The organism is Segatella bryantii, from assembly GCF_022024215.1.
Classification (GTDB): Bacteria; Bacteroidota; Bacteroidia; order Bacteroidales; family Bacteroidaceae; genus Prevotella; species Prevotella bryantii.
Genome location: NZ_CP091798.1, coordinates 2,058,998 through 2,085,270, shown reverse-complemented (window position 1 = coordinate 2,085,270; position 26,273 = coordinate 2,058,998). Strand labels below are relative to the sequence as shown.

The following is a 26,273-nucleotide window of genomic DNA, read 5'->3' as shown; positions in this document are numbered from 1 at the left end:
AACGTTATATTGAATGGCAGAATCTAATTTTGTAGACTACGTAAAAATTTATTGCCGCTCTGGAAAGGGTGGTAGAGGATCTATGCATTTAAGGCATGTTAAGTATCAGCCTAATGGTGGACCTGATGGTGGTGATGGCGGTCGTGGAGGTAGCATTATTCTTCGCGGCAATCACAATTATTGGACTCTGCTTCATTTAAAATATCAACGTCATATTAAAGCTGAGCATGGTGGAAATGGCGGGCGTGACAAGTGTCATGGTACTGATGGTAAAGACATGTATATTGATGTTCCTTGTGGAACGGTGGTATATAATGCTGAAACAGGAAAGTATATCTGTGATGTTACGTATGATGGCCAGGAAGTTGTGCTGTTGAAAGGTGGTAGAGGTGGTCTTGGTAATTTTCAGTTTCGTACTTCTACAAATCAAGCTCCTCGTTATGCACAGCCAGGAGAACCTGCTCAGGAATTGAATGTCATTATGGAATTGAAGCTCTTGGCAGATGTTGGCTTAGTTGGTTTTCCAAATGCAGGAAAGTCTACTTTGCTTTCATCTTTGTCAAGTGCTCGTCCAAAGATTGCAAACTATCCATTTACTACATTGGAGCCTTCACTTGGTATAGTCAGTTATCATGATCATAAGTCTTTTGTGATGGCTGATATTCCTGGTATTATAGAAGGTGCTAGTGGTGGAAAAGGGTTAGGACTTCGTTTCTTGCGTCATATCGAACGTAACTCATTGCTTCTTTTCATGGTGCCTGGAGATACAGATGATATTAAGAAGGAATACGAAATCTTACTGAATGAGTTAAAAACCTTTAATCCAGAGATGCTTGATAAGCATCGAGTTCTGGCTGTTACCAAGTGTGACTTGCTTGATGAAGAATTGATGGAGATGTTAAAAACGACTTTACCTGATGATTTGCCAGTTGTTTTTATTTCATCTGTAACAGGATTAGGTCTGAATGAACTGAAAGATGTATTGTGGCGTGAGCTCAATAGTGAAAGCAATAAGCTTCAGGATATCATGTCGGAAGATACATTGGTTCATCGTGATAAGGATATGTTAACGTTTGCTGAAGAGTTGGATGCTGAGCATGTCATTGATGACGATGAAAATGCTGAGTATGAGGCTGACGATATTGATGATCTTGATGATTTTGAATATGAATAAAAAATCATAATCTTTGAGTTTTGCAGAAACTTGATTTAACATATTATCATTTTGGTGATGATGTAGTTGCTTTTTCCTCTACTCGTCATGGCGGTTATGGTATAGGAAATTATAGTGACTTTAATATCAATCCTTACAGTGGTGATGATACAACCCATATAAAGGCTAATCGGGAATTATTATGTAGCTTATTACATATTCCTGATAGCCGTCTTATATTGCCTCATCAAACGCACGGGATTGTATGTCGCCAAATAACCCAGTCTTTTTTAGATAGTCCTTCAGAACTCCGTGATGCTTTATTAAATCAAGTAGATGCCGTTATGACAAATTTGAAAAATGTGTGTGTAGGAGTTTCTACTGCAGATTGTATTCCCGTTTTACTTTATGATAGTCATCGGAAAGCAGTTTGTGCTATTCATGCTGGCTGGCGAGGAACGTTGAATAGAATAGTACAACATTGTATATTAGAATTTACGCGTGCCTATTCGGTGAAAGTTTCAGATATACGTGCAGTGATAGGACCTGGCATTTCATTGCAGAATTTTGAAGTTGGACAGGAGGTTTTTGATCAATTTCGTTTAGCAGGTTTTGATATGTCTAAAATAGCAAAGAAGTATACCAAATGGCACTTAGATCTTTCTGAGTGTAATCGTATACAGCTTATAGAGTCTGGCCTGTTACCCGATAATATTCATTTAAGTGGTATTTGTACTTATCAAGAAGTGAAGCATTATTTTTCTGCTCGTCGATTAGGAATATTGTCCGGGCGTATCTATACAGCTTTGATGCTTCGTTAATCTTCTAACCTTGATAATCTAAAATTATGAAATTAAAACATTTGTTTATAGGCTTGCTTACTTTCGGAAATAGTTTTTTGGTGTGTTATGCTCAGCAGTCTGGTTTTTCAGTAGCTGAGCAGGAACAAATCAGTATCCCAACACCACATCTTTTTTCACATAGTAATGTACTCACTATAGACTTTAGTACTTATAGTAATCAGGATTATTCTTTTCCTTTACCAATAGGTAAGGCTACATTGCAGAATAATCAGGCACTAGAAATTACGACGAGAAAAGGTGACGCTGTTCGAGCGATGTTTGCAGGAGTAGTTCGTTTAGCTCGAAAGACTTCTAAGTATGGAAATGTTATAGTCGTGCGTCATGATAATGGTTTGGAAACGGTTTATGCCTATAATCTTCAGAATGTTGTCAAAGTGGGACAGCGTGTTAAGGCGGGGCAGACTTTGGCTATTGTTGGTGGAAAGGATAATCGTTTTTTTTGTCTTTTTGCTATAATGATTAATGGAGGCTGGCTTAATCCTTCAATTTTTGTAGAGGTTAATAGTCATAAATTGAGTAAAAGGGCTTTTTCGTTTAAGAGATTCGGAAATCATGTTGATATTATTCCATCATCATCTTCTTCAAATGGAAGTTTATTACAAGAAAGTTCAGATAAAAAAAATAATTCGCCAGTGAAATTGACATTGGATCCAGAAGAAGCCTCAGATCCTTTCTTGAATAGTATGACGTTCAAACTTGATTTAGAAGGCATTCAGAAGGAGCATTGGGCTTATCCTTTACCTGGAAGTCATGTTATAAGTTCATATGGCGGTAAAAGAAATCATTCTGGTGTTGATATCAAAACAAAGCCTAATGATAATATCTTAGCAGCTTTTGATGGTTTAGTGATTAAGTCTTCACCCTTTTCGGGTTATGGTAATTGCATTGTTATTAAGCACGCTTATGGATTTGAAACTCTCTATAGTCACCAAAGTAAAAATTTGGTCAAAGTAGGTCAAAAGGTTAAAGCTGGTCAAGTTATAGGTTTGACAGGACGAACGGGTAGAGCAACTACAGAGCACTTACATTTTGAAGTTCATTTTAAGGGTAGAACAATTAATCCAGCTACTATTTTTAATCATGTGGCACGTCGATTGCAGGCATTTACTCTAATACTTTCCAAGAGCGGAAATGTGAAAACTCTGAAGAAGTAAAAATAAAAAACTCATACCAAACATTATGTTGGTATGAGTTTTCTATTTTTACTTCTTTTTCTGTGATTTCCTATTTGCTCTTTGCTGGCGGTATTTCGCCTTTTGTTTAGCAGATCCGGAACCATGAGAACCGGTGATGTATTTCTTCTTTTTGGCTTTAGTTTTTACTTTGCCATCGTCATTATGTCCTCCCTTTGGAGCACTTTTAAATACCAGACCACCACCGGAAATGATCTCGTCTATTTCGTCTTCGTTGGGCATAATTTTTATTATATATTAATGGTGGAACAAACGGACACCAGTCATTGCCATGGTGATGCCGTATTTATCACAAGTTTCAATAACATTGTCATCTCGGATAGAGCCTCCTGCTTGTGCTATATATTGTACACCGCTCTTATGTGCACGTTCGATGTTGTCCCCAAATGGGAAGAATGCGTCACTACCGAGAGATACATTTGTATTTTTGGCAATCCATTCCTGTTTTTCTTCACGTGTGAAAACTTCCGGTTTTTCGGTAAAGAACATTTGCCAAGTACCATCACGTAAAACATCTTCGTATTCATCACTAATGTATACATTGATAGTGTTGTCTCTGTCAGCGCGGCGTATACCTGGCTTAAATGGCAGCCCCATCACTTTTGGGCTCTGGCGAAGCCACCATTCATCAGCTTTACTTCCTGCAAGTCGTGTACAGTGTACGCGGCTTTGTTGTCCAGCTCCAATACCAATAGCTTGTCCGTCTTTGACGTAGCATACAGAGTTACTTTGAGTATATTTCAAAGTGATGAGGCTTATCATCAAATCTCTGATAGCTTCTTTAGGAAACTCTTTTGATTTAGTTGGGATATTTTCAAACAATTTTGGATCATTCAGTTGGATATTATTTCTTCCTTGTTCGAAAGTGATGCCAAATACTTGCTTGTGTTCTATCTCATCTGGAATATAATTTGGATCAATCTTAATGACATTGTATGTGCCTTTACGCTTTTCTTTCAAAATTTCGAGGGCTTCTGGTGTATAATCAGGTGCAATAACACCATCGCTAACCTCACGTTTGATAAGAAGTGCCGTTTCTTTATCACAGGTATCGCTTAGGGCACAAAAGTCTCCATAAGAGCACATACGGTCAGCTCCACGTGCTCGAGCGTATGCACTAGCAAGTGGTGTCAATTCAAAATCAACATCATCAACAAAATAAATTTTCTTGAGTGTGTCAGATAATGGAAGTCCTACAGCAGCACCAGCAGGTGAAACGTGCTTAAAACTTGCAGCAGCAGGTAATCCGGTAGCTTCCTTCAATTCTTTTACCAATTGCCAGCTGTTTAGGGCATCCAAAAAGTTAATGTACCCAGGACGACCGTTAATGACTTCGATAGGTAATTCCTTACCACCTTCCATGTAAATTTTAGAAGGCTTCTGGTTAGGATTACATCCATACTTTAAAGCTAATTCTTTCATTATTGAGGGATTAATAAAATAGTATTGCAAAGGTACAATTTTTCGATGATATTTGCTTATCGTATTTCAAAAATTAATATCTTTGCAGTAGATTTTAAAAATACGTTAGGTTATGAAGCGTGATTTTCATCTTCTTATTCAAGCTGTAGAGAAGAAACTAGGTAAAAAGATAACTTTGGCAAATGAAGTGGGCAAGTTATGTCAGCGTTTGAAAGAAACAGGTAAATTAACTCCGTCTTCTTTAGATAAATTGGCTTTATTCGTGGGTTTTCAGAACTGGAAAGAATTTCAGAATGCCTTGCATGGAGATGAAGATGGTCAAGTTAATTATAATGGTTAGAACAAAAATAAAGAGAGATTCCTTATATGGAGTCTCTCTTTATTTTTGTTTTGGTTGAATTGCTTAGTCTGCCTTAACAACGGTTCTCTTCTCAGCAATACGAGCCTTTTTACCGGTGAGTTTACGAAGGTAGTACAATTTAGCACGACGTACTTTACCACGTTTGTTCACTTCGATGCTATCAATAGCAGGAGATTCGATTGGGAATATACGCTCTACACCTACTGTGCCTGACATTTTACGAACAGTAAAACGCTTTTTGTCACCATGACCAGAAATCTTGATAACAACACCACGATAGAGCTGGATACGCTCTTTAGAACCCTCGATAATCTTGTAAGCTACAGTGATTGTATCACCTGCACTGAACTTAGGGAATTGCTTACCTGTTGCAAATGCTTCTTCAGCAACTTTAATTAAATCCATGATTTAAAAAATATTTTAAATGATTTGTATTACGATGCAACGTGACACGCAACTCTTCTGCTGTCAGCGGTTACACCATAAAGCGGTGCAAAGTTACTACAAAAAATGTAAAGAACCAAATTTTGGTACCTTTTCTTTGCCTTTTTATCCTTTTTAACTACCTTTGCAGCAATCAATTATAATTATAATGTGTAGTAAGTATTTTGTTTTAGGTCTAATTAGTGCTTCTCTTTTTACAGAGTCGTGCAGTTCTCATTACGAATTACTGTCTGTAAAGCGCAATCGAATAATCATAGATGAAAGATATGATGCTAATCCAGATGAGGCTGCGATTCGTTTTTTGGCTCCTTATCAGCATACTGTTGATAGCTTGATGAGCCCTATTGTAGGTCAGGTTGCTTATGATTTGTCTGCAAAGAGGCCAGAAAGTAGTTTATCTAATTTATTAGCAGATATTTTGGTGTGGGGTAGTTCAAAATTTCAGGAGCATCCTGATTTTTCGGTTTATAATGTTGGTGGTATTCGTGCTGCTTTTGCAAAGGGGACAGTAACCTATGGTGATGTCTTAGATGTTTCTCCTTTTGAAAATAAAATATGTTTGCTTTCTTTATCAGGTGAAAAAGTTTTAGAGTTGTTTCGTCAGATAGCAAGTCGTGGTGGAGAAGGGGTTAGTCATGGTGTTCAGCTCAAAATCACTAAGAGTGGAAAACTAGTTGAGGCTATTCTGAATGGTAAGCCTATTGATCCACAAGCAACTTATCGTGTAGCCACTTTAGATTATTTGGCTCAAGGTAATGATCAACTTGTTGCTTTTAAATCAGGAGTGAATGTTCTTTCACCTAAATCAAAGGATAATAATGCTCGTTTTATTATAATGGATTATTTCCGTGAAAAATGTTCAGGAGGCCGTGCATTGGCACCAATAGTTGAAGGTAGAATTAAAGTGGTTGAATAATATGAAAATCAAGAATATTTTATTAGGTTGTCTTTTCTTGTTAGTGTTACCTTCTTTTGCACAGAAGCATTTGGAGATTTTGCATACAAATGATACTCATAGTTGTATAATGCCGTTGAGTAAAAATTTGGCTGATACGATGCTTGCTAATCGTGGTGGTTATATTCGTCGAATTTCTATGTTAAAAGAAGAGCGTAAAAAGAATCCTTATATTTTACTTTTTGATAGTGGCGATTTTTCTCAAGGATCTCCTTATTATACCCTATATAAGGGTGATGTGGAGATTGGTTTGATGAATCAGATGGGCTATGATGCTGTTACTATAGGCAACCATGAGTTTGATTTTGGTCTTGAAAACATGGCTCGTCTTTTTAAAAAGGCTAATTTTCCGATTATTTGTTCGAATTATGACTTTACAGGAACCCCTCTTCAAGATATTGTTAAACCTTATATTATTTTAAGGCGTAATGGAATCAAAATAGGAGTTTTTGCTTTGTGTCCTAAGTTGGATGGTTTGGTCTCAAAAAATAATTATGGTTCAGTTGTTTACTTATCTCCTATAGAAGTTGGCCAAAAAATGGCATCCTTCCTTAAGAAAAGTAAAAAGTGTGATGTTGTTATTCTGTTGTCTCACCTTGGTTGGAATATCGAGGGTGATGATGATAATGCGCTCATATCACAAACAAATAATATTGATTTGGTCTTGGGTGGACATTCTCATTCTTTTTTAAAAGAGTTAGAGTATGTACCTAATAAAGATGGCAAACTTATTCCTGTAGATCAGAATGGTAAGAGTGGTTTGTTTATTGGTAAAGTATTTTTAGATTTTCAAAAGAAATAAAATTTTTGAATGAAACAAGAAATGCACTCATATTAGAGTGCATTTCTTGTTTCATTCAAAATAAAATGTTAATGCGATTATTTTACTTTTAGCTTGATCTACTGAAGTTGTGTATGGGAGCAGTGCTCCATCTTTTACTTTATTTGCGTGATTTTTATCGAGACAATTTGTTAAGCCGAACATGAATTTAAGTTCTGGTCTTAGCTTAAAATATGGAAGGTAGAAATCGCAACCTAATCCTGCTTCAATAAAGACATCAGAACTTTTAAGTTTTAATATATCATCATCGTTACCGCTTAAATTGATCATTGGATTAATGCCAAACATCAAATAAGGTCTATGATTATTAAATCTTGGAGCAGCTGCGATTAATTCGATAGCTGTAGATATATAAGCAGTTTTCATATCTTGCTGCTTTGTCGAAAGTTCTTTGTTGTTTTGATCAGCTGTTAAGTTTCTGAAATTATAATGTCTAGTACCGAAATAAAGTGTAGGTGCAATTCTTAGTTGGAAGTGTGTGTGTAGTCGTATTTCGCCTAATACGCCAATGTTGAATCCTGGTTCCCATTGGTTTTGATCACAAGTAATTAATGCTTCTTGTTTGTTTCCATTTTCATCAGTATACGTATGTAATCCCACATTATTGAATTCTATATCTTGCATGTGAGTTCCTACTAATATTCCAAAATGGAATTTTCTTAGATCTGTATAGGGTCTATTTTCTACAACTTTTTCTTGTGCTTGGCAAGTACAACAGAGTAGAATATGTAATATTATGATTGTTATAGTATTCTTCATTGATTTTATAACGGGTTGTTATCACTTTTATTATATATACTATTTCGACTTCGTACAAATAAAAAAAAATCTATCATCATTTTTAGGTATTTCAAAAATATTTTATAACTTTGTAGCCATAAGTAGGTATTTCTACTTTATTATACAAACATTATATTAACAATAAATATTTTTATTATGGCTTACGTTATTGGTGACGATTGTATCGCATGTGGTACATGTATTGATGAGTGCCCAGTTGGTGCTATCTCTGAAGGTGAAAAGTATTCAATTGACCCAGACGCTTGTACAGAATGTGGTACATGTGCTTCTGTTTGTCCTAATGAAGCTATTGCTCTTCCTGAGTAAGAAAATACTTTTTAGTTACATAAAAAGGAAAAAGGCGTTCTTTTTAGAACGCTTTTTTTGTTTTATGTTGATGTGTTCTTGTTGGTGCAATTACCTTTCCAGGCCCTGTGGTAAAAAAATAAAATTGCAGGAGGTAATAGTATTATGAATATGATGTAGTTATGTAGTCAGTATTTGAAGTAATGGAGGATCATTTTTCGATGTTTGATTTTATATAAAAAAATGAGGTGAACAAAAATGTTCACCTCATTGAATATTTTTTTGTCGATTTTTACTGAGCTGATTCATCTGTGATACCTAATGCAGCTTTAGCATTTTTATCATTTGGATCCAGTTTATACAATTTTTCGTAATATGGTTTAGCTTTTTCTAAATCATTCTTTGTACCCCAGTAGTAGTAGCCAATATTACTATAAGCTGATTTCAAATAGCCTGTTTCGTCATTGTCACGGCCTTCTTTGTTCTCAAGTAAGTCTATAACTTTCTGGAAGAATGAAGCTGCTTTCTCATCGTATCCAGCTTTAGAAGCTTGGAAACCAGCTTGTAGACCAGCCCAACCTGCTATTGATGGAAATTTTTCTGCAATTTTATTGTATATGCTAAATGCTTTATCGTATGTTGCATCTTTTGCAGCACCTGTTAGTTTTTCAGCTTTAGCCAAATATACACCAGCTAATTTAGCGTAGTCTGATGGTGCAGCTGCAGTGTTTGCACTCATATATTTTTCATTATACTCGAGTGCTTTATCTTCGTCGCCCATTGCAGTATATACGTCCGAAATGTACTGTAATGGTTTAATGTCATCAGATTTCATTTCAAGAGCCTTGTTATACTGTGTAATAGCTTCGTTATATTGTTTGTTACCAGCTAAAGCCATGCCATAGTAAACGATATCACGCTGTGTTTTTTCTATAGAGTCTGTATTGACGATTACATTTGCAAATTTGATAGCCTCTTCAAATTTTTGTAGGTCATCAGCACTCCATAAAGCTACACGTTGGAATGCAGCACTTTTAGGGAATTTGTTGATACCAAATTTTGCAAGTTCTAAACTTTGTTCTTTTTTGTTCTGCAAGTAGGCAGATACTGCATATTCATTAAGCTGGAATTCTTTCAGCTTGTTCTTATCAGCTTTGTCGAAATTCTCCAAAGCCTTATCATATCTACCGCCACTATAGTATGTGTGTGCTGCTTCAGCTTCAATAGGAAAATCTGGACGTTCCTGTTTTAATTTATTAAGTGCTCTTTCTGCTTCTTCTGGAAATTTTCTGTTTACAGCAGCATAGCTCATATATCCTTGTGGATTTTTAGGGTCCATAGTCATAGCCTGTTCGAACCACATAGCAGCGTTACCACCATCATCTTTAAGAGCTGCGATATTTCCAAGAAGTATATATGCGTCGCCAAAGTTCTTGTTTTTCTGAATTACAATATTAGCAATTTCTTCTGCTTCTGCGTATCTTTTAACGCTTACCAAAGCATTTCCTAATGCAATCAGAGCTTTAGGATCTTTCTTATACTCTTTTTTATAAGTCTTGATGAGATCTTTTGTTGCCTCGACATCTTCAGGCTTATCTTTTAACACATTTACGATTGACTTTAAAGGTGTTTCAAAATTAACATCTTGAGCGCAAACTGGTGCAGTCATACTCAGTACGAGAGCACCTATCATAACATATCTTCTTGTATTCATAATTCTAACATTAATAGTTGTTAATTCTAAGACTCTTTATTATTTCAAAGGTTTAATTTAATTTTTTACATTAACAGTTCTAATATTAATTTCTCCTCTGTATGGTAAAAGTCCTGATTTAAATATTATTAGCTGTCCAGTAGGACTTGTAATATAATTTGCAAAACTCCATGGTAATGCTTTGCTACCGTCTGCAACATTAGCCCATAATGTTCTTACAAATGGGTATCTTCCATCTAATAAATATGCTTGGTAAGGTTTCCAGCTATTCATGACGGTAGCTTTATCCCTTGTTGATATTGACATTACATGGATATTTTTATTAAATGTTGTATTGGTAGTATCTCGTTTGTCGTTCAGCCAGTTTGATCCAATAATGCCAATGGCATTTGGAGTCTTATGAACGTATTCGATAACTTCTTTACTTGTTTTAGCTGCGAAGATATTTTTTCCTTCAAGCTTCTTTCCACCAAGAATAGAATCTACAACGAAATTGGTTGTTGCGGATCTTACGTTATCAAGAACGACTTCAATATTTCCTCTTTTTGAGCCTGGATTAATTTGATTCCAGTTTGTAGCTTTTCCTGTCAGTATTCTTTTGATATCATTTACAGTGATGCATGTATCGTTATTTTCTTGATTTACAATAAAAGCAACACCATCATATCCGATAGGAAAACTTTGAGCTATGATATTAGAATTGGTTTTAATGTATGCCAATTCACTATCCTTTAGTTTTCTAGAGGTGATTAAAAGACATGTTTTGAAGTCTTTCAACATTTGAAGTCCCGTAACTTCATCTGTGTATTTAGGTTTAAGATGAGCTTTAGGATATTCAAATTCAAATTGTTTTCTCTCTTCTTCTACTATGGGAGAAAAACTTTCGTCAGAGACGAATTCAATCGTCCCTGACGTCGGTGTATCAGTTCTCTTAACCTTACTATTTTTCCCACTGCATGAGAAAAGTAGTAAGGGTAGAGATAATCCTATAATACTATAAGATACGGTCTTTTTCATATAAATTATTGCAATCTGAATGAAACAGGTACGTTGTATTTAACACGTACTGCGGAACCATTCTGCTTACCAGGATTCCACTTAGGCATGCTCTTAACAACACGAGCTGCTTCGCGGTCAAGTGAAGGGTCTACAGAACGAACGACTTTAACGTCAGAGATTGAACCATCACGTTCTACAACGAATGATACAATGACACGTCCTTGAACACCATTCTCTTGTGCTACAACTGGATATTTTACGTTGCTGCTGAGATATGACATCAAAGCACCATTACCTCCAGGGAATGAAGGCATAACTTCTACAACGTCGAATACCTTATTAGTAACAACTTCAGTAGGAGCTGCTGCTGGTGGAGGTGGAGGTGTATTGACAGCAATGTCATTTCTTACAGCCTCTACAGTACGGTTCTTAGAACCTTCTACATCCTGGTTACCTACAGCTGCTTTATCATCCAATTTATCCATCTGCTTCAACTGGTTGTCCTCTTTTACGAGTTCATCCTTTTTGATGACAGGGGCAGTAAACTTCTGAGTTTCGCGAGCTACAGGTATTTCCTTTTTAGGCTCTACTTTTGGTTTAACAGGTTCCTGTTTCTTCTTGTCTTCTTTCTTAGCCATCTCCTGAGCCTTAGCAAGCTGCATAGCTTCCATATAGGCCTGCTGTTCTTCCATCTGCTTCTGCTGAATAACCTTCCATGCAAGGAAGCCACCGATGAGAGCTGCAGCTATGACCAAGATAACAATAGCTTTGATATTTCGCGAAGAAGTACCTTTTCTAAGCTGGTAAGCTCCGTACTCCTTGTTTTTGTTGGCGAATACCATATCTACCCATTTAGGGTCGTATAGATCTATTTTAGCCATTTTTTCTTGTTTTAATTAAGTTGTAAATCATTACTCCTTAACACCTGCAGATTTGAGAAGTTTCTCGTCGTCAGGGTTAAGTTTGTCAATGACATACGTACCAATGTTCAAAATCTGCATTTCATCGAGCGCATCGACAAGGTTCTTGTAAGAAGCATTGTCAGTTGGTTTGATGACAATAGTCAGAGTTGGTATCTTCTCGCCACCTGGGAGTTCACCACCTTTGATATCAGCAAGTTTCTTCTGATAGATGCTGTCTGGCATCATTTTAGGATTCTTTGCTCTCTCTTGGTTCAACTGCTTTACGGCAAGACTGATACGTGTTACAGGACGAGTTCCATCTTCTGTTGCGTGATCTCTCAAGGCTTTACGGATACCATCGTTACCCCAAGTTGTCTTTTTCAGCCAAGCTGGGTTGTCATATTGTGGTACACCTTCGCCATAATAGATCTGATTGTCAGCAGCAACATAAAGAGTAACTGTCTGAGAAGCCTTAGCTTCATTTTTCTGATCTTCTCTTGTATTTTCGTCATTGCTAGGCATGGTTAACTCCATGGTCTGAGGCTTGCTCAGAGTGGTACAAAGCATGAAGAATGTGATCAGAAGCATAAGCATATCCACCATAGGCGTAAAGTCTACGCGGACATTCATCTTCTTTTGTTTACCTTCTTTCTTAGCCATTATTCATCCCCCTCTTGTTTAAGCTGTGTGATCATGTAGTAGTGGCTCTCATCCATATCCTGAAGCTCGTTCATGACGCGTTTAACTGTTTTGTAAGGAGTCTTAGCATCTGCCTTAAGAGCGATTTTAATATCCTCGTTTACAGTACGTGCCTGATTTACCCAGTTTTGGAATTCACTCATACCACCATCGATACTATCCAATGGAATACCCTTAGTTGCGAGTACCTTATCGCGCTGCTTTGAAGGCATTGCGAGGTATGCTGCTAATTCCTTCATTGGAACACCGAATGTACCTTCAGTCTTGAAAACATCTCTCAACTGTGGAGCAATATTTATACCAAACTGACTTGCCATTCCGTCCAATGTACTACCTAGCTGGTCCGTATTATCAATACTCATAAATACCTGGCCTTCACCTGTAGGTTTGCCTGTGGCATCCTTTTCAGGGCTAACCAGAATTGTCAAAACGCCGTTCTCTGGCACCTTTATTTCAGATACAGATCCTGGTGTATTTACCTTAACTGGCTCATTCTTAACGAATGTAGATGTCAGCATAAAGAAGGTAAGCAACAGGGTCATTACGTCTGACATAGGCGTCATATCGATCCAGACGTCACTCTTCTTAATTTTTACTTTACCCATAGCGATAAAATTTTAAAGGGTTAGCAAAAATTAAGCCTCTTCTGTGTGGTTTGCTTCGTATGTCTGAGCAATAGAATAACCTACCTCGTCAAGAGCGTATGTCAATTTATCAACCTTGTTTGTGTAGAAGTTGTAAGATACAACAGCACACCAAGATGTAGCGATACCGAATGCAGTATTGATCAAAGCCTCAGAAATACCGGCAGAAAGAGCAGCTGAGTCAGCACCACCACCTGCAGACAAAGCAGAGAATGACTTGATCATACCTGTTACAGTACCAAGAAGACCGGTCAAAGTACCCAATGTTACGATAGTAGCGATGATAGGAAGGTTCATTGTCAGAGTTGGCATCTCAAGCTGAGTTGCTTCTTCGTGAGCCTGCTGAATCTTAGCTACCTTCTGAGCCTTTTTCAAGTTAGCGTTAGCGCCTGATTCCATGTCTGCATAAGCGTTCAAAGAAGCTTTTACAACATTAGCTACAGAACCTTTCTGCTTGTCGCAGAGCTCGTTAGCCTTTTTGAAATCGTTAGCATCAAGAGCAGCCTTAATGTTTGCAACGAACTTAGGAAGTGAACCCTTACCGAAAGCTGTCTTCAATGCGAAGTAGCGCTCGATAGACATAGCTAAAACGGTGAGCAACAATGTGTGGATAACTGGTACGACTACACCACCTTTGAAGATTGTACCCCAAACGTCAGCTGGTGTTGTCATAGCTTCACCATCCTGGAAGTGCATTGGGTTACCGAACCATGTGTAGAACAATGTAAATGCGATACATGCGCAAACAACGATGATCCAGAATGCACCTCTTACTCCCTGAAAGCCCTCAGATTTCTTAGGGCTGGCTTTTTGATTTGTAGTTGCCATAATTTTAAACTTTTAATTTTTAGTTATTTGATAAATTTAAATTGTTATTTTCTGATTTAACGCCAACAATTTACATATATTGTTTATGTTAGGTTTGCAAAGGATCTAATATTCCCTTTTAAATGTTTCCCGCAAAGGTAATCATTTCATCAAAATTATGAAACTAATTAATAAGTTTTAACGGGATATTTGCTAAAAAATCACAAATACCCCGCTAATCCTATAATTTTTTTGCCTTATTATTTTAGTTTGCTTACGGCTTCTTTGATTCTTCTAAGAGCTTCTTTAATGTTTTCATCGCTAGTTGCATAGCTCATTCTGAAGCATTCAGGGCTTCCAAATGCATCACCTCCTACAGAGGCTACGTGTGCATTTTCTAGCAAGTAAAGTGCAAAGTCTGTAGAATTATTAATTGTCGTTTTTCCATCGCTTTTTCCGAAGAAACTTGATATTTTAGGGAAAAGATAGAATGCACCTTGTGGCATATTAACTTCGAAACCAGGAATGTCTTTGGCCAGTTCAACAATCAGATTTTTGCGTCTTTCAAATGCTTTACGCATTTCTTCCACACAGTCTTGTGGACCTTCGTATGCTGCTACTGCGGCCATTTGACTTACATCACATGTACCACTTGTGTATTGACCTTGAAGTTTGTTGATTCCTTTGATGATCCATTCTGGTCCAGCAACCCAACCTAATCTCCAACCGGTCATGGCGTAAGCTTTTGATACGCCATTACAGATAATGGTACGTTCCTTCATGCCAGGGAATTGAGCAATACTTTCATGTTTGCCTACGTAGTTAATATGCTCATAGATTTCATCTGCTAAGACGAATAGGTCTTCATGCTTTAGTACAACATTGGCAATTTCCTTCAATTCTTCTTTGCTGTATACGCTACCTGTAGGGTTACTTGGTGAACAAAGAATTAGCATTCTTGTGTTAGGGGTTATTGCTGCTTCTAGTTGTTCTGGTGTTATTTTGAAATCTTGTTCAATAGGAGCGTCTATTATAATAGGTGTTCCTGCTGCTAGTTTTACCATTTGTGGATAGCTTACCCAATATGGTGCTGGTACGATTACTTCGTCACCTTCATCAATCAGAGCCATAATAGTGTTGCAAACTCCTTGTTTGCCACCTGTTCCACAGATAATTTCGCTAGAAGTATAGTTCAGGTTGTTTTCTTTTTTGAGTTTGGCTACAATTGCATTTCTCAGAGCCGGATATCCAGGTACGGGAGAATATTTGGAATAATTGTCAGTTATTGCTTTTTTTCCAGCTTCCTTGATGTGCTCAGGGGTCATGAAGTCTGGTTCACCAACACTCATGTTGATAACGTCTATGCCTTGAGCCTTCATTTCATTACTCTTCTGTGACATCGCCAGTGTTGCTGATGGTGCCAATCTGTTTAATCGATTAGATAATTGTGCCATATTTCAATACTACTGATTGTTATTTTTGCAAAAGTAATCATTTTATTCTTTAATAGAAAAGAAAAGTGGCAATATTTCGCAAATTATATAGAAATTGTGAAATATTGCCACTTTTGTGGGATTATTTTTTACTTTTATTTTATGTGTAGTCTATGCCCCATACGGTCTCTTTTGGTTTTTAGATAGCGTTCGTTGTAGCGATTTGGTGCTACTTCTATAGCTACGATTTCTGTTATCTCTAAGCCGTAGGCTTCTAGTCCAACTCGTTTAACAGGATTATTTGTCAGAAGTCTCATCTTATGTATACCAAGGTGTCTTAGCATTTGGGCTCCACATCCGTAGTCGCGTTCATCAGGCTTGAATCCAAGGTGTACGTTAGCATCTACGGTATCATAACCTTCTTCTTGGAGTTTGTAGGCTGCAATTTTGTTCATAAGGCCAATGCCTCTTCCTTCTTGTTGCATATAGATGATAGCACCTTTCCCTTCTTTTTCTATCATTTCCATGGATTTATGAAGTTGGTCGCCACAGTCACAACGTTTACTACCCATGATATCACCTGTTGCACATGAAGAATGTACACGTACGAGAATTGGTTCATCTTCTTTCCATTCTCCTTTTATTAGTGCCATGTTCTCCAGTCCATTGTTTTGGCGGAAAGGTATGAGTCTGAAGTGTCCCCATGCGGTTGGCATATCTACTTCTTCACCGACTTCTATACATGATTCTTTGCGAAGTCTGTATGCGATAAGATCTTTGATACTGATGAGTTTCATGCCCCATTCTTTAGCCTTTTCGGCTAGTTGTGGAAGTCTAGCCATGGTTCCATCTTCGTTCATAATTTCAATGAGGGCACCTGCTGGATATAGTCCTGAAAGTTTACAGAGGTCTATGGCTGCTTCTGTATGTCCAGAACGACGAAGTACTCCGTTATCTTGTGCGTAGAGTGGGTTAATGTGCCCAGGTCTTCCAAAAGTCTGAGGAGTAGATGTTGGATCAGCCAATGCTTTTATCGTTTCCGCCCTGTCGTAAGTAGAAACACCAGTACTGCATCCTTCCAACTTATCTATTGTTACAGTAAATGGAGTACCCAACATGGATGTATTATCTTCTACTTGATGGGGTAAACCGAGTTCATCTGCTCTAGATATAGTTATAGGGGCGCATAATACACCTCTAGCATTCTTGAGCATGAAATTCACTTTGTCAGGAGTTATTTTTTCGGCAGCAATAATGAGGTCTCCCTCATTTTCACGGTCTTCATCATCAACGACGATGACAAAATTACCATTTTTGAAGTCTTGCAAAGCATCTTCGATGCGGTCAAGTTTGATTTCTCCCATGTCTTTATACTTTTTAGTTACATTTCTTGTATTCGTGCAATCACCTGTTCGTTGGTTTTAGAGGTGATCTTTAAGTCTCTTAGTAGGCGCAGTCTGAATCGCCACATTCTCATGTAGAAAAATAGGCCTGCTGGTATGATGATAGCGGCAATAATATTTTTCCATTTCTTTTCAAAGGGACGAGTATGGGCCTTTACAGCCATAATGGGGTATTGATTGATATATCTGAGAATTTGTTGATCTTTGGTATTTGCCAAATTCTCAATAATCTTTTCTAGTTCCTCATTAATCATTTCTATGGCATGATCAGGTTTGTATTTGAAGAATACACGGATAGGATTTGGTGCCTTTTTCAAGCGATGTACAGTATTGTATTCTGCTATTTGTTGTGATATTTTTTGCAACTGTAATGCATCAGCTTGATAATTAGGTTCTTCTATGATAACTTCTTTGCTTGGGATGTGACGCTTAAGTCTTAATCCAAGTGCTTTCATAAGCAAGTTTCGGTAGACGTCAACGTTAAAGACTACAGAATCTTTATTGGCCTTATAAGTTACAAAAATAGCTATCGGGGTTAATACACCTGGTGCAAGACCCTTTCCGAACCAAATAGCCCAGATGCCTTCTCTGGCCATTCTGAATCCAGAGTTGTCAAGAATGTAATATATTATGAATACTAAGACTGAAATAATTACAGGTACACCTAATCCACCTTTTCTGATAATGGCACCTAAAGGTGCACCGATAAAGAAGAAAATGAGACAAGATAGGGCAACGGTGAATTTGTTGACCATTTCTATTCTATGTCTTCTTATGTTCTTATCACCATCACTTGTAAGAAGACTCTTAAATTCTAAATCGCTCATCTCATTTTGAGCTTTGGCTAAAGCTGAAGCTACAGTTTGCTGTTTTTGTTCTGTCGATAATTTGCCGAAAATACTATCTATATTATAGCCTTGGGTATATGCAAGCTGTAGTGCTTTTAAGGAATCTCTTCTCTCTGTATGAGGTATGTTATAATACAGCATATTGAGATCTCGTAAATAATTTCTACCAATGCTGTCATATACTAAATTAATAGAGTCTAAGTCATTTCGTATTTTTGCAAGACTTTTACCTTGAGCATTATTAGACAAAGCTGCAGCATCGGTAAGGTTAAAATCACCATCAAAATCAAGGACGATTTTTTTGTATGTAAAGGTTTCGCGACGATATGGTACGGCTGCACTGTTGCCTAATTCGTCAGAACGCATATTTTCAAACCATTCTCCACTCCAGAGTTTTAAAATTAGGTGTTTTTTTTCAGCGGTAGATTGCATCATACCAGAATCGGCAAGGATAATGGCTGCATCCTCGTAACTTTGTGTCATACGGTATATCATGATACCATATAGTTTTCCTGATTTTAAGTCTTTTTTTTGAACGTAAATGTTACTGTTAGGTATTCCGTCATAAAAAACACCTTCAGGAATTTCTAGTTCTGGACTTTTTTGCTTCATAGAAATCAGCAATTGACTGAGTTTCATGTTCGCATCCGGACCGAGATTGTTCTCAAAGTAGAAAGAGGCCATCATGATGATACAGGTAATTACAATCAAAGAGCGTAAAGCCTGTAATAATGATATTCCTGCGGCCTTGATAGCTGTAAGTTCTGAACTTTCTCCTAAGTTTCCCAATGTAATCAAAGAGGAAAGAAGAATTGCTAGAGGTAAAGCTTGTGGAACCATCATTAACCCCATGTACCAAAAAAATTGTGCAAGGGCTGTCATTGGGATACCTTTACCGATAAGATCGTCAACGTATCGCCATAAAAATTGCATCATCAGCACAAATTGGCAAATGAAGAAGGTTCCTGCAAAAAGTAGTCCAAACTGTTTGGCAAGGAATATATCTAATTTCTTTATGCGGAGCATATTTGAATAATTGCTTATAAACTAGTTTGCAAAAGTAACACAAAAATATCAAAATCTTTGCTTTTTACGGAATTTTATTATTTTTGTATGAGTGTGTAATGTGGTGTATGATTATTGATACAAAAAGAGAAATTTTGATTTTTGATATTAATATAATAAGGTGTAAAAATTGTATAAAGGATGCTTTTATTATTATTTGAAAATAAAATAGCAAAAATCTCTCAAAATATTTGGTGGGTTTAAAAAAATATATTACCTTTGCACCCGCAATCGAAAACAAGATTGAATGTGATGGCGGGATAGCTCAGCTGGTTAGAGCGTCGGATTCATAATCCGGAGGTCGTGGGTTCGGGTCCCACCCCCGCTACAAATAATGAGGTTATATCTTAATTAGTAGATATAATCTCTTTTTTTGTTTGCAAGTTTCTTCAAAGAAGAAATGTTCGTTTCAGTCTTTTGGGTATAGTACAAAAGTTTCCGTTCTTATAGAATTTTAATAGCATTCAGTAAGATAATCGACGCCGCTACTAAGAAATTAGTGGTTGATTTATTTTTAGTAACCAATAAAAAAGGTGTAAAAAATCCTTTTTTTTAGTAGCTATTCGTAAGATTTTCGTAACTTTGCAATCTCAAAATATATAATGTACATAATATATGGCTGAAAGAAAACAAATCAAGACTGCATTAATCTCAGTCTTTCACAAGGATGGTTTGGAAGAATTGCTTGCCAAACTAAATGAAGAAGGTGTTAAATTTCTGAGTACTGGTGGTACGCAGCAATTTATAGAGTCTTTAGGGTATGATTGTCAGAAGGTAGAAGATGTTACCACCTATCCTTCTATTTTGGGTGGTCGTGTAAAAACTCTGCATCCAAAAGTGTTCGGAGGAATTTTGGCACGTCGTGATAATAAAGGCGACCAGGAGCAGATGAAAGAATATGAGATACCTTCAATCGACCTTGTTATTGTAGATCTTTATCCATTTGAACAAACTGTAGCCAGTGGTGCATCTGAGGCTGATATAATTGAGAAAATCGATATAGGTGGCATCTCTTTGATTCGTGCAGGAGCAAAGAATTTTAAGGATGTCGTTATCATTCCAAGTAAGGCAGAGTATTCAGTTCTTCTTGATATATTGAAGGAGAAAGGCAATGCTACTGATATTGAAGATCGTAAGATGTTTGCGGAGCGTGCATTTGGCGTAAGCAGTCACTACGATACAGCTATTCATGCTTGGTTTGCTAAATAAACAATTTAAAAAAGAGTAAGAAAAATGGGATTTTTTTCTTTTGTTCAAGAAATTGCAATGGACTTGGGTACAGCCAATACGATTATTGTCAGTGATGATAAGATCGTAGTTGATGAGCCTTCTGTTGTAGCCCTTGATCGCCGTACAGACAAAATGATAGCTGTTGGTGCCAAGGCTAAGATGATGTATGAGAAAACGCATGATAACATTCGTACAATTCGTCCTTTGCGAGATGGTGTGATTGCAGACTTTACAGCTTGTGAGCAGATGATGCGTGGTTTGATCAAGATGGTTCACACAGGTAATCGTCTTTTCTCACCTTCACTTCGTATGGTAATAGGTGTTCCTTCTGGCAGTACAGAAGTTGAGCTTCGTGCTGTTCGTGATTCTGCAGAGCATGCTGATGGCCGTGATGTATATCTCATCTTTGAACCAATGGCTGCTGCTATCGGTATAGGTATCGATGTAGAGGCTCCTGAAGGAAACATGATTGTTGATATTGGCGGTGGTAGTACCGAAATAGCTGTTATCTCTTTAGGTGGTATTGTTTCTAATAACTCTATTCGTACTGCAGGTGACGATTTGACAGCTGATATTCAAGAATATATGAGTCGTCAGCACAATGTAAAGGTCAGTGAGCGTATGGCCGAACGTATAAAAATACATGTAGGTAGTGCGCTGACGGATTTAGGTGATGAGGCTCCAGATGATTTCATCGTTCATGGTCCTAATCGAATAACAGCTCTTCCTATGGAGGTACCTGTTTGTTATCAGGAGATTGCGCATTGTCTTGATAAGACTATTGCAAAGATTGAAAATGCTGTATTGAGTGCGTTGGAAAATACACCACCAGAGCTTTATGCTGATATTGTTAAAAATGGTATTTATTTGTCTGGTGGCGGTGCTTTGCTTCGTGGTTTGGACAAGCGACTTACAGATAAAATCAATATTCCATTCCATATTGCAGACGATCCATTGCATAGTGTGGCTAAGGGTGCTGGTATCGCATTGAAGAATGTAGACCGTTTTTCTTTCTTGATGAGATAGTATTATGCACAACCTTATAGAGTTTTTGGCGAAATATAATCATTGGTTCGTCTTCATACTCCTTGAGGTCATCAGTTTTGTGCTGTTATTTCAATATAATAGTTATCAGGGTAGTGTATGGTTCTCCTCTGCCAATGTGGTTTCGGGAAAAATATATGAGTGGAACTCAGAGATCGAGGCTTTCTTCTCGTTGTCACAGGTAAACGAAAAGCTTGTTTTGCGAAATGTTTATTTGGAGCAACAGGTGAGAGCCTTATCTGATAGTTTGACTTCTAAAACCCAAGATTCTTCTTATTTGAGGAAATCGCAGATGGTTTTGCTCCAAAATTATCGGTTAATATCAGCAAAAGTAGTCAGCAATTCTATTACAAAAGCAGATAACTTTATTACGTTGGATAAAGGCTCAGCTGATGGAGTGAAAAAGGATATGGGTGTAATCAGTGGAACTGGTGTAGTAGGTATTGTTTATCTAGTATCTACACATTATTCTATTGTTATCCCGGTTTTGAATACCAAGTCGAATATCAGTTGTTGTATTCAAGGGAGAGATTACTTTGGTTATCTCCATTGGACGGGGGGAAATTCCAAAATGGCTTATGTTGATGATATTCCACGTCATGCTCATTTTAAACTGTATGATAAGATTGTAACCAGTGGTTATTCTTCTGTTTTTCCTTCTGGTGTTTTAGTTGGAAAAATTATGCATGTGTATAATTCTAGTGATGGATTATCGTATCGTCTAAAGATTGAATTGTCAACAGATTTTGGCAATCTGCGTGATGTTTGTATTATCGATAATAGTTTGATTCAAGAGCGTATAGAATTATTCCATGCTGCTCAGGATTCTATTAAACCAAAAGAGGAATAATATTATGAATATTGTAATGATTCGTGGGGTTGTTACCTTTATTATTCTGTTATTAGCACAGGCTTTGGTATTAAATCATATCCATTTTTTTAACTGTGCGACTCCTCTTCTGTATGTCTATATGGTACTTCATTTTCGAAGAAACTCTCCAAGGTTTGCTTTGTTAATATGGAGTTTCACCATGGGATTGTTAATAGATGTATTTTCTAATACACCAGGAATAGCAGCTAGTGCGATGACCTTTATCGGTTTTGTCCAGCCTTACCTCTTGGAATTGTTTGTACCTCGAGATAGTGCAGATGACCTTGTTCCTTCAGCAAGAACCTTAGGAGGTGCTTCTTTCTTTTATTATACGCTGATATTAGTTTTCTTATACTGTTTGCTGTTTTTTACTTTGGAGACGTTTAATTTCTTTAATTGGTTGCAATGGCTTTTCAGTATTTTAGGCAGTATGCTATTAACAATAGTACTATTGTATGCAATAGAGAATGTTAGAAGGAAGTAAATGAAAGATTTTAATATCGAAAATCGTCGGTTTGTTATAGGTGGAGTGGCTATTACTATAGTCACTCTTTATATCATTCGTCTTTTTACATTGCAGATAGTGAGCGATGACTATAAGAAAAATGCCGATAGTAATGCTTTTTTAAAAAAAATAGAATTTCCTTCGCGAGGTGTTATTTTTGATAGAACTGGTAAACTGATGGTTTACGATCAGCCTGCCTACGATATAATGGTTGTTATGAATGAAGAAAGTGGTAGGTTGGATACGTTGGATTTTTGTCAAACTCTTGGAATAACTAAGGAGTATTTTATTCAGCGTATGAATGATATCAAAGATCGTAGTAAAAATCCTGGATATTCTCGTTATACACAGCAGCTTTTTATGAGCCAAATTCCAGCTAAGGATTTTAGTATTTTTCAGGAGAAAATGTTCCGTTTTCCCGGTTTTTATGTACAGAAAAGAAGTATACGTCAATATACTTATCCATATGCAGCACATATATTAGGAGATATTGGTGAAGTCTCTGAGAGTAATATTGAGGAAGATGATTATTATCAGCCCGGTGATTATATAGGGAAACTGGGTATTGAAAAGTATTACGAGAAGCAACTTCGTGGTGAAAAAGGTATTCAGATACTTCTTCGTGATGCTCATGGGCGTATTCAAGGGCATTATCAGCATGGTAAGTTTGATACCAAACCAGTTCCCGGTAAGGATCTTACATTGAGTATCGATGTTCAATTACAAGCATTAGGGGAACGCCTTCTTGAAGGTAAAATCGGTAGTATTGTAGCCATCGAACCTTCCACAGGAGAAGTGTTAGCATTAGTTTCTTCTCCAACTTATGATCCGCGTCTTTTGGTGGGACATAATCGTGGTAAGGTACATAAGGCATTGGCTCGCAATGTGTGGAAACCGTTGCTCAATCGCGCTATTATGGGACAATATCCTCCGGGGTCAACCTTTAAAACTACTCAGGGACTTACATTTTTGTCTGAGGGTGTAGTTAATTCACATACGTTGTTTCCATGTAACCATGGATTCCGTTATAAAGGTCTTCATGTAGGCTGCCATGGTCATGCTTCACCTGTTAATTTGAATTTTGCTATTGAGACATCTTGCAATGGTTATTTCTGTTGGGGACTTTATTATATGATGGCAAATCGAAAAAAATATCCTTCTGTTCAAGTTGCCATGGATACGTGGCGAGATTATATGGTTAGCATGGGTATGGGGTATAAGCTTGGTATTGATTTGCCTGGTGAGAAGCGTGGTCTGATACCTAATTCTGCTTATTATGATAAGGCATATCATGGTTCCTGGAATGGGCTAACAATTATTAGTATAGCCATAGGACAAGGTGAGGTAAATATGACACCTCTTCAGATTGCTAATTTAGGAGCAACTATAGCTAATCGAGGCTTTTTTTATGTGCCTCATGTCGTAAGAAAAGTGCAAGATGAGCCATTGGATACAATGTATACTCGTCGCCATTATACCAAAGCTACACCTAATGCATATGCTCAGATCGTTAATGGTATGCGTAGTTCTGTATTAGGTGGAACTTGTAAATATCTTGGTCATCTTGATTTCCCTGTTTGTGGAAAGACGGGTACGGCGCAGAATCGTGGACAGGATCACTCTATCTTTATGGGTTTTGCACCAATGAATAACCCCAAAATAGCCATCGCTGTATATGTAGAGAATGGTGGTTTTGGTGCTGACTTTGCTGTTCCTATGGCAGCATGTTTATTTGAGCAGTATATGAAAGGTAAATTGTCGCCTTCTATGGAAAAGGAGGCTTTAATGTTACAAAAACGAAGAATTGGTTATGGAAAGGCGAATCGATAGGCAACCAAGTGTATTACGATCTCTTGATTGGTGGACAATAGGAATCTATCTTTGTCTACTTGCTTTTGGCTGGATTAGTGTCTGTGGAGCCAGTTTTAGTTTTGGCGATACAGATATTTTTAGTTTGAGTAGTCGCTCGGGCATGCAAATTATTTGGATTGGTACGTCTATCGTATTAGGTTTTGTTCTGTTGATGCTGGATGATCGTTTTTATGATACCTTTGCTTATGTGCTTTTTGCGGCTATGTTGCTCTTGTTGTTTGTGACGATTTTCAATCCACATCAAATAAAGGGCTCTCGATCATGGCTTGTATTAGGACCTTTACGATTGCAGCCAGCAGAGTTTGCTAAGTTTGCAACAGCTCTTGCTATAGCCAAGTTTATGAGCACATATGGATTTGATATACATCGTTGGAAGCATCTTTTTGCAGCAGCTGCATTTATCTTTTTACCAATGCTTTTTATTATAGGTCAGCGAGAAACTGGTTCTGCATTGGTCTATTTGTCTTTCTTCTTGATGCTTTATCGTGAGGGAATGCCTGGTAGCTTCCTTTTTACAGGAGTTGCTATGGTGATATACTTTGTGGTAGGTATTAAGTATGAGCAAGTTTTTTTGTGGGATACGCCTACATCTATTGGAAAATTTGTTGTATTGCTACTTGTTCAAATTTTTACGGCAGTGATGGTACAAGTATATTGCAATGATAAAAAGAAAACATGGCTCATGATAACTTATGCGATTTGTACAACACTTATATTCTTATTATTCTCAGAGTTTGTCATTCCTTTTGATATCGTGTGGGTTCAATTGATGATTAGTGCGGGGGTTATAGGTTATGTACTTTATTGTGGATTAAGTACGCGTATCAATAATTATTTCTTTATCGCATTATTTGCTATAGGTAGTATAGTATTTTTCTATTCTGCAGATTTTGTGCTTAATAATGTGATGGAACCTCACCAACGGGTGCGTATTAATGTTTTGTTGGGTCTTGACGAAGATTTGTCCGGAGCCGGTTATAACGTGCATCAAAGTGAGATTGCTATCGGTTCTGGTGGATTACAAGGCAAAGGATTTCTTAATGGTACACAGACAAAGCTAAAGTTTGTGCCAGAGCAGGATACCGACTTTATATTCTGTACAGTTGGAGAGGAAGAAGGCTTTATGGGATCAGCAGGTGTATTGCTTTTATTTTTAGCTTTAATATTACGACTGGTTTATTTGGCGGAGCGTCAACCTTTTAAATTCGGTAGGATTTATGGTTACTGTGTGCTGAGTGTTTTTCTTTTCCATGTCTTTATTAATGTTGGTATGGTATTAGGTTTGACACCTGTTATTGGCATCCCTTTGCCGTTTTTTAGTTACGGTGGCTCCTCATTATGGGGCTTTACTTTCCTCCTCTTTATATTTTTACGAATAGATGCTGGTCGAAATCTGATTAGAGCATAATAAAAAGTAAAACAGCTAATTAACTAATAATTAGCTGTTTTACTTTTTTATTAATGTTTAGTGTATTGTATGCCAATATCGCTTATTCCAGGAAGAATTTCCCTTTTCATATCATGTCTTACTCGTACCACAATAGAATCTCCTTGTTGTAGCTCTATAGGATGAAGAGGAAAATTGTACTGGTAGTAGCTTATTCCTTGTCCTTGTGCTGTACCATTTTTGTCGATTAAGTTACAGTTTAGGGTATCTATGTATGTTCTATCACCAGGGATAATTATTTGCTCAACAATAAGAGATAGCCCCATGAAAGGGTATGCACCATTGATTCTCAGGCCTAGTTTTGGTCGATATGTACCTTTATCGGCCAGTTTAGGTACCTCAAAGAATAGGGTATCGTTCTTTTCCCATCCAGATATTGGTGTATGACTATATTTGTCGTACACCTTTTTACTATTGCACGATGTGAGCAGCAGTATTATTACTGTATAAAGGAAAGTTATTTTTTTCATTA

27 protein-coding genes and 1 tRNA gene are annotated in these 26,273 nt (G+C 37.2%); 14 read left to right on the top strand and 14 right to left on the bottom strand.

Annotation, left to right across the window (positions count from 1 at the left end):
* Positions 1 to 13 precede the first annotated feature (13 nt).
* From obgE to L6471_RS12815, 3 genes are read left to right on the top strand one after another with little or no spacing between them, the layout of a single operon-like run.
* Entirely contained in the window at positions 14 to 1,174 is a 1,161-nt protein-coding gene (gene obgE / locus L6471_RS12825) for a GTPase ObgE (protein ID WP_006283622.1), read from the top strand.
* A 20-nt stretch (positions 1,175 to 1,194) separates the two neighbouring features.
* The gene (pgeF, locus tag L6471_RS12820; RefSeq protein WP_006283621.1) at positions 1,195 to 1,974 is read left to right on the top strand and encodes a peptidoglycan editing factor PgeF; all 780 of its coding nucleotides are present in this window, start codon (positions 1,195 to 1,197) and stop codon (positions 1,972 to 1,974) included.
* 26 nt (positions 1,975 to 2,000) lie between these two features.
* Positions 2,001 to 3,170 (top strand): M23 family metallopeptidase, encoded by a 1,170-nt coding sequence (locus tag L6471_RS12815; protein WP_036858055.1) that lies wholly within the window; start codon positions 2,001 to 2,003, stop codon positions 3,168 to 3,170.
* Between the two features lie 48 nt (positions 3,171 to 3,218).
* Here the strand turns inward: L6471_RS12815 and L6471_RS12810 are convergent, their stop codons facing one another.
* Together L6471_RS12810 and L6471_RS12805 are read right to left on the bottom strand one after the other, a co-directional pair.
* The gene (locus tag L6471_RS12810; protein ID WP_006283619.1) at positions 3,219 to 3,431 is read right to left on the bottom strand and encodes a hypothetical protein; all 213 of its coding nucleotides are present in this window, start codon (positions 3,429 to 3,431) and stop codon (positions 3,219 to 3,221) included.
* A 15-nt stretch (positions 3,432 to 3,446) separates the two neighbouring features.
* The gene (locus L6471_RS12805) at positions 3,447 to 4,634 is read right to left on the bottom strand and encodes a phosphoribosylaminoimidazolecarboxamide formyltransferase (RefSeq protein ID WP_256208013.1); all 1,188 of its coding nucleotides are present in this window, start codon (positions 4,632 to 4,634) and stop codon (positions 3,447 to 3,449) included.
* A 109-nt stretch (positions 4,635 to 4,743) separates the two neighbouring features.
* On the opposite strand from L6471_RS12805, the gene L6471_RS12800 reads away from it, so the two are divergent.
* Positions 4,744 to 4,971: a hypothetical protein gene (locus tag L6471_RS12800; RefSeq protein ID WP_006283617.1), complete on the top strand. Its 228-nt coding sequence runs from the start codon at positions 4,744 to 4,746 to the stop codon at positions 4,969 to 4,971.
* Between the two features lie 63 nt (positions 4,972 to 5,034).
* Here L6471_RS12800 and rplS read toward each other — a convergent pair whose 3' ends face one another.
* Positions 5,035 to 5,397, bottom strand: coding sequence for a 50S ribosomal protein L19 (rplS, locus tag L6471_RS12795; RefSeq protein ID WP_006283616.1), 363 nt, complete (start codon positions 5,395 to 5,397; stop codon positions 5,035 to 5,037).
* Between the two features lie 187 nt (positions 5,398 to 5,584).
* Here rplS and L6471_RS12790 point away from each other — a divergent pair, with 187 nt between their 5' ends.
* Positions 5,585 to 6,352, top strand: a complete 768-nt coding sequence (locus tag L6471_RS12790; RefSeq protein ID WP_027453345.1) for a 5'-nucleotidase C-terminal domain-containing protein — start codon at positions 5,585 to 5,587, stop codon at positions 6,350 to 6,352.
* A 1-nt stretch (position 6,353) separates the two neighbouring features.
* Entirely contained in the window at positions 6,354 to 7,193 is an 840-nt protein-coding gene (locus L6471_RS12785) for a bifunctional metallophosphatase/5'-nucleotidase (protein WP_094448087.1), read from the top strand.
* 51 nt (positions 7,194 to 7,244) lie between these two features.
* Here the strand turns inward: L6471_RS12785 and porT are convergent, their stop codons facing one another.
* Entirely contained in the window at positions 7,245 to 7,991 is a 747-nt protein-coding gene (gene porT / locus L6471_RS12780; RefSeq protein WP_074549399.1) for a type IX secretion/gliding motility protein PorT/SprT, read from the bottom strand.
* Between the two features lie 177 nt (positions 7,992 to 8,168).
* Between porT and L6471_RS12775 the strand changes: the two genes are divergently transcribed.
* A complete protein-coding gene (locus L6471_RS12775; RefSeq protein WP_006283612.1) occupies positions 8,169 to 8,339 on the top strand; it encodes a DUF362 domain-containing protein in 171 nt (56 codons plus the stop codon).
* 271 nt (positions 8,340 to 8,610) lie between these two features.
* Here L6471_RS12775 and L6471_RS12770 read toward each other — a convergent pair whose 3' ends face one another.
* The 9 genes from L6471_RS12770 to L6471_RS12730 form a co-directional block, all read right to left on the bottom strand.
* Positions 8,611 to 10,032: a tetratricopeptide repeat protein gene (locus L6471_RS12770; RefSeq protein WP_027453342.1), complete on the bottom strand. Its 1,422-nt coding sequence runs from the start codon at positions 10,030 to 10,032 to the stop codon at positions 8,611 to 8,613.
* Between the two features lie 57 nt (positions 10,033 to 10,089).
* Complete coding sequence (locus L6471_RS12765; RefSeq protein ID WP_094448075.1) at positions 10,090 to 11,049, bottom strand: PstS family phosphate ABC transporter substrate-binding protein; 960 nt, start codon at positions 11,047 to 11,049, stop codon at positions 10,090 to 10,092.
* A 5-nt stretch (positions 11,050 to 11,054) separates the two neighbouring features.
* A complete protein-coding gene (locus L6471_RS12760; protein ID WP_006283609.1) occupies positions 11,055 to 11,912 on the bottom strand; it encodes an energy transducer TonB in 858 nt (285 codons plus the stop codon).
* Positions 11,913 to 11,942: 30 nt separating this feature from the next.
* Positions 11,943 to 12,593 (bottom strand): ExbD/TolR family protein, encoded by a 651-nt coding sequence (locus L6471_RS12755; protein WP_006283608.1) that lies wholly within the window; start codon positions 12,591 to 12,593, stop codon positions 11,943 to 11,945.
* Positions 12,593 to 13,237 (bottom strand): ExbD/TolR family protein, encoded by a 645-nt coding sequence (locus L6471_RS12750; RefSeq protein ID WP_027453340.1) that lies wholly within the window; start codon positions 13,235 to 13,237, stop codon positions 12,593 to 12,595. Before L6471_RS12750 ends, L6471_RS12755 begins: the two co-directional genes overlap by 1 nt.
* Positions 13,238 to 13,267: 30 nt before the next feature.
* Positions 13,268 to 14,104: a MotA/TolQ/ExbB proton channel family protein gene (locus tag L6471_RS12745; RefSeq protein WP_006283606.1), complete on the bottom strand. Its 837-nt coding sequence runs from the start codon at positions 14,102 to 14,104 to the stop codon at positions 13,268 to 13,270.
* Between the two features lie 239 nt (positions 14,105 to 14,343).
* Positions 14,344 to 15,537, bottom strand: coding sequence for a pyridoxal phosphate-dependent aminotransferase (locus L6471_RS12740; protein ID WP_006283605.1), 1,194 nt, complete (start codon positions 15,535 to 15,537; stop codon positions 14,344 to 14,346).
* A gap of 134 nt (positions 15,538 to 15,671) precedes the next feature.
* Positions 15,672 to 16,880, bottom strand: a complete 1,209-nt coding sequence (locus L6471_RS12735; RefSeq protein WP_094448074.1) for a bifunctional 3,4-dihydroxy-2-butanone-4-phosphate synthase/GTP cyclohydrolase II — start codon at positions 16,878 to 16,880, stop codon at positions 15,672 to 15,674.
* Positions 16,881 to 16,897: 17 nt separating this feature from the next.
* Positions 16,898 to 18,793, bottom strand: coding sequence for an LptF/LptG family permease (locus L6471_RS12730; protein ID WP_094448073.1), 1,896 nt, complete (start codon positions 18,791 to 18,793; stop codon positions 16,898 to 16,900).
* A 293-nt stretch (positions 18,794 to 19,086) separates the two neighbouring features.
* On the opposite strand from L6471_RS12730, the gene L6471_RS12725 reads away from it, so the two are divergent.
* The 7 genes from L6471_RS12725 (at position 19,087) to rodA (ending at position 25,762) form a co-directional block, all read left to right on the top strand.
* Positions 19,087 to 19,160 (top strand) — tRNA-Met (locus tag L6471_RS12725).
* Positions 19,161 to 19,447: 287 nt separating this feature from the next.
* Positions 19,448 to 20,041, top strand: a complete 594-nt coding sequence (locus L6471_RS12720; protein ID WP_027453338.1) for an IMP cyclohydrolase — start codon at positions 19,448 to 19,450, stop codon at positions 20,039 to 20,041.
* 24 nt (positions 20,042 to 20,065) lie between these two features.
* Positions 20,066 to 21,088: a rod shape-determining protein gene (locus L6471_RS12715; protein ID WP_006283589.1), complete on the top strand. Its 1,023-nt coding sequence runs from the start codon at positions 20,066 to 20,068 to the stop codon at positions 21,086 to 21,088.
* Positions 21,089 to 21,092: 4 nt separating this feature from the next.
* Positions 21,093 to 21,956: a rod shape-determining protein MreC gene (gene mreC, locus L6471_RS12710; RefSeq protein WP_094448072.1), complete on the top strand. Its 864-nt coding sequence runs from the start codon at positions 21,093 to 21,095 to the stop codon at positions 21,954 to 21,956.
* 4 nt (positions 21,957 to 21,960) lie between these two features.
* Positions 21,961 to 22,461, top strand: coding sequence for a rod shape-determining protein MreD (mreD, locus tag L6471_RS12705; protein WP_006283587.1), 501 nt, complete (start codon positions 21,961 to 21,963; stop codon positions 22,459 to 22,461).
* Positions 22,462 to 24,312 (top strand): penicillin-binding protein 2, encoded by a 1,851-nt coding sequence (gene mrdA / locus L6471_RS12700; protein WP_006283586.1) that lies wholly within the window; start codon positions 22,462 to 22,464, stop codon positions 24,310 to 24,312.
* Positions 24,293 to 25,762: a rod shape-determining protein RodA gene (rodA, locus tag L6471_RS12695; RefSeq protein WP_027453336.1), complete on the top strand. Its 1,470-nt coding sequence runs from the start codon at positions 24,293 to 24,295 to the stop codon at positions 25,760 to 25,762. The genes mrdA and rodA overlap by 20 nt, the downstream gene beginning before the upstream one ends.
* 50 nt (positions 25,763 to 25,812) lie before the next feature.
* Here the strand turns inward: rodA and L6471_RS12690 are convergent, their stop codons facing one another.
* Positions 25,813 to 26,271: a gliding motility lipoprotein GldH gene (locus L6471_RS12690; protein WP_006283584.1), complete on the bottom strand. Its 459-nt coding sequence runs from the start codon at positions 26,269 to 26,271 to the stop codon at positions 25,813 to 25,815.
* Positions 26,272 to 26,273 lie beyond the last annotated feature (2 nt).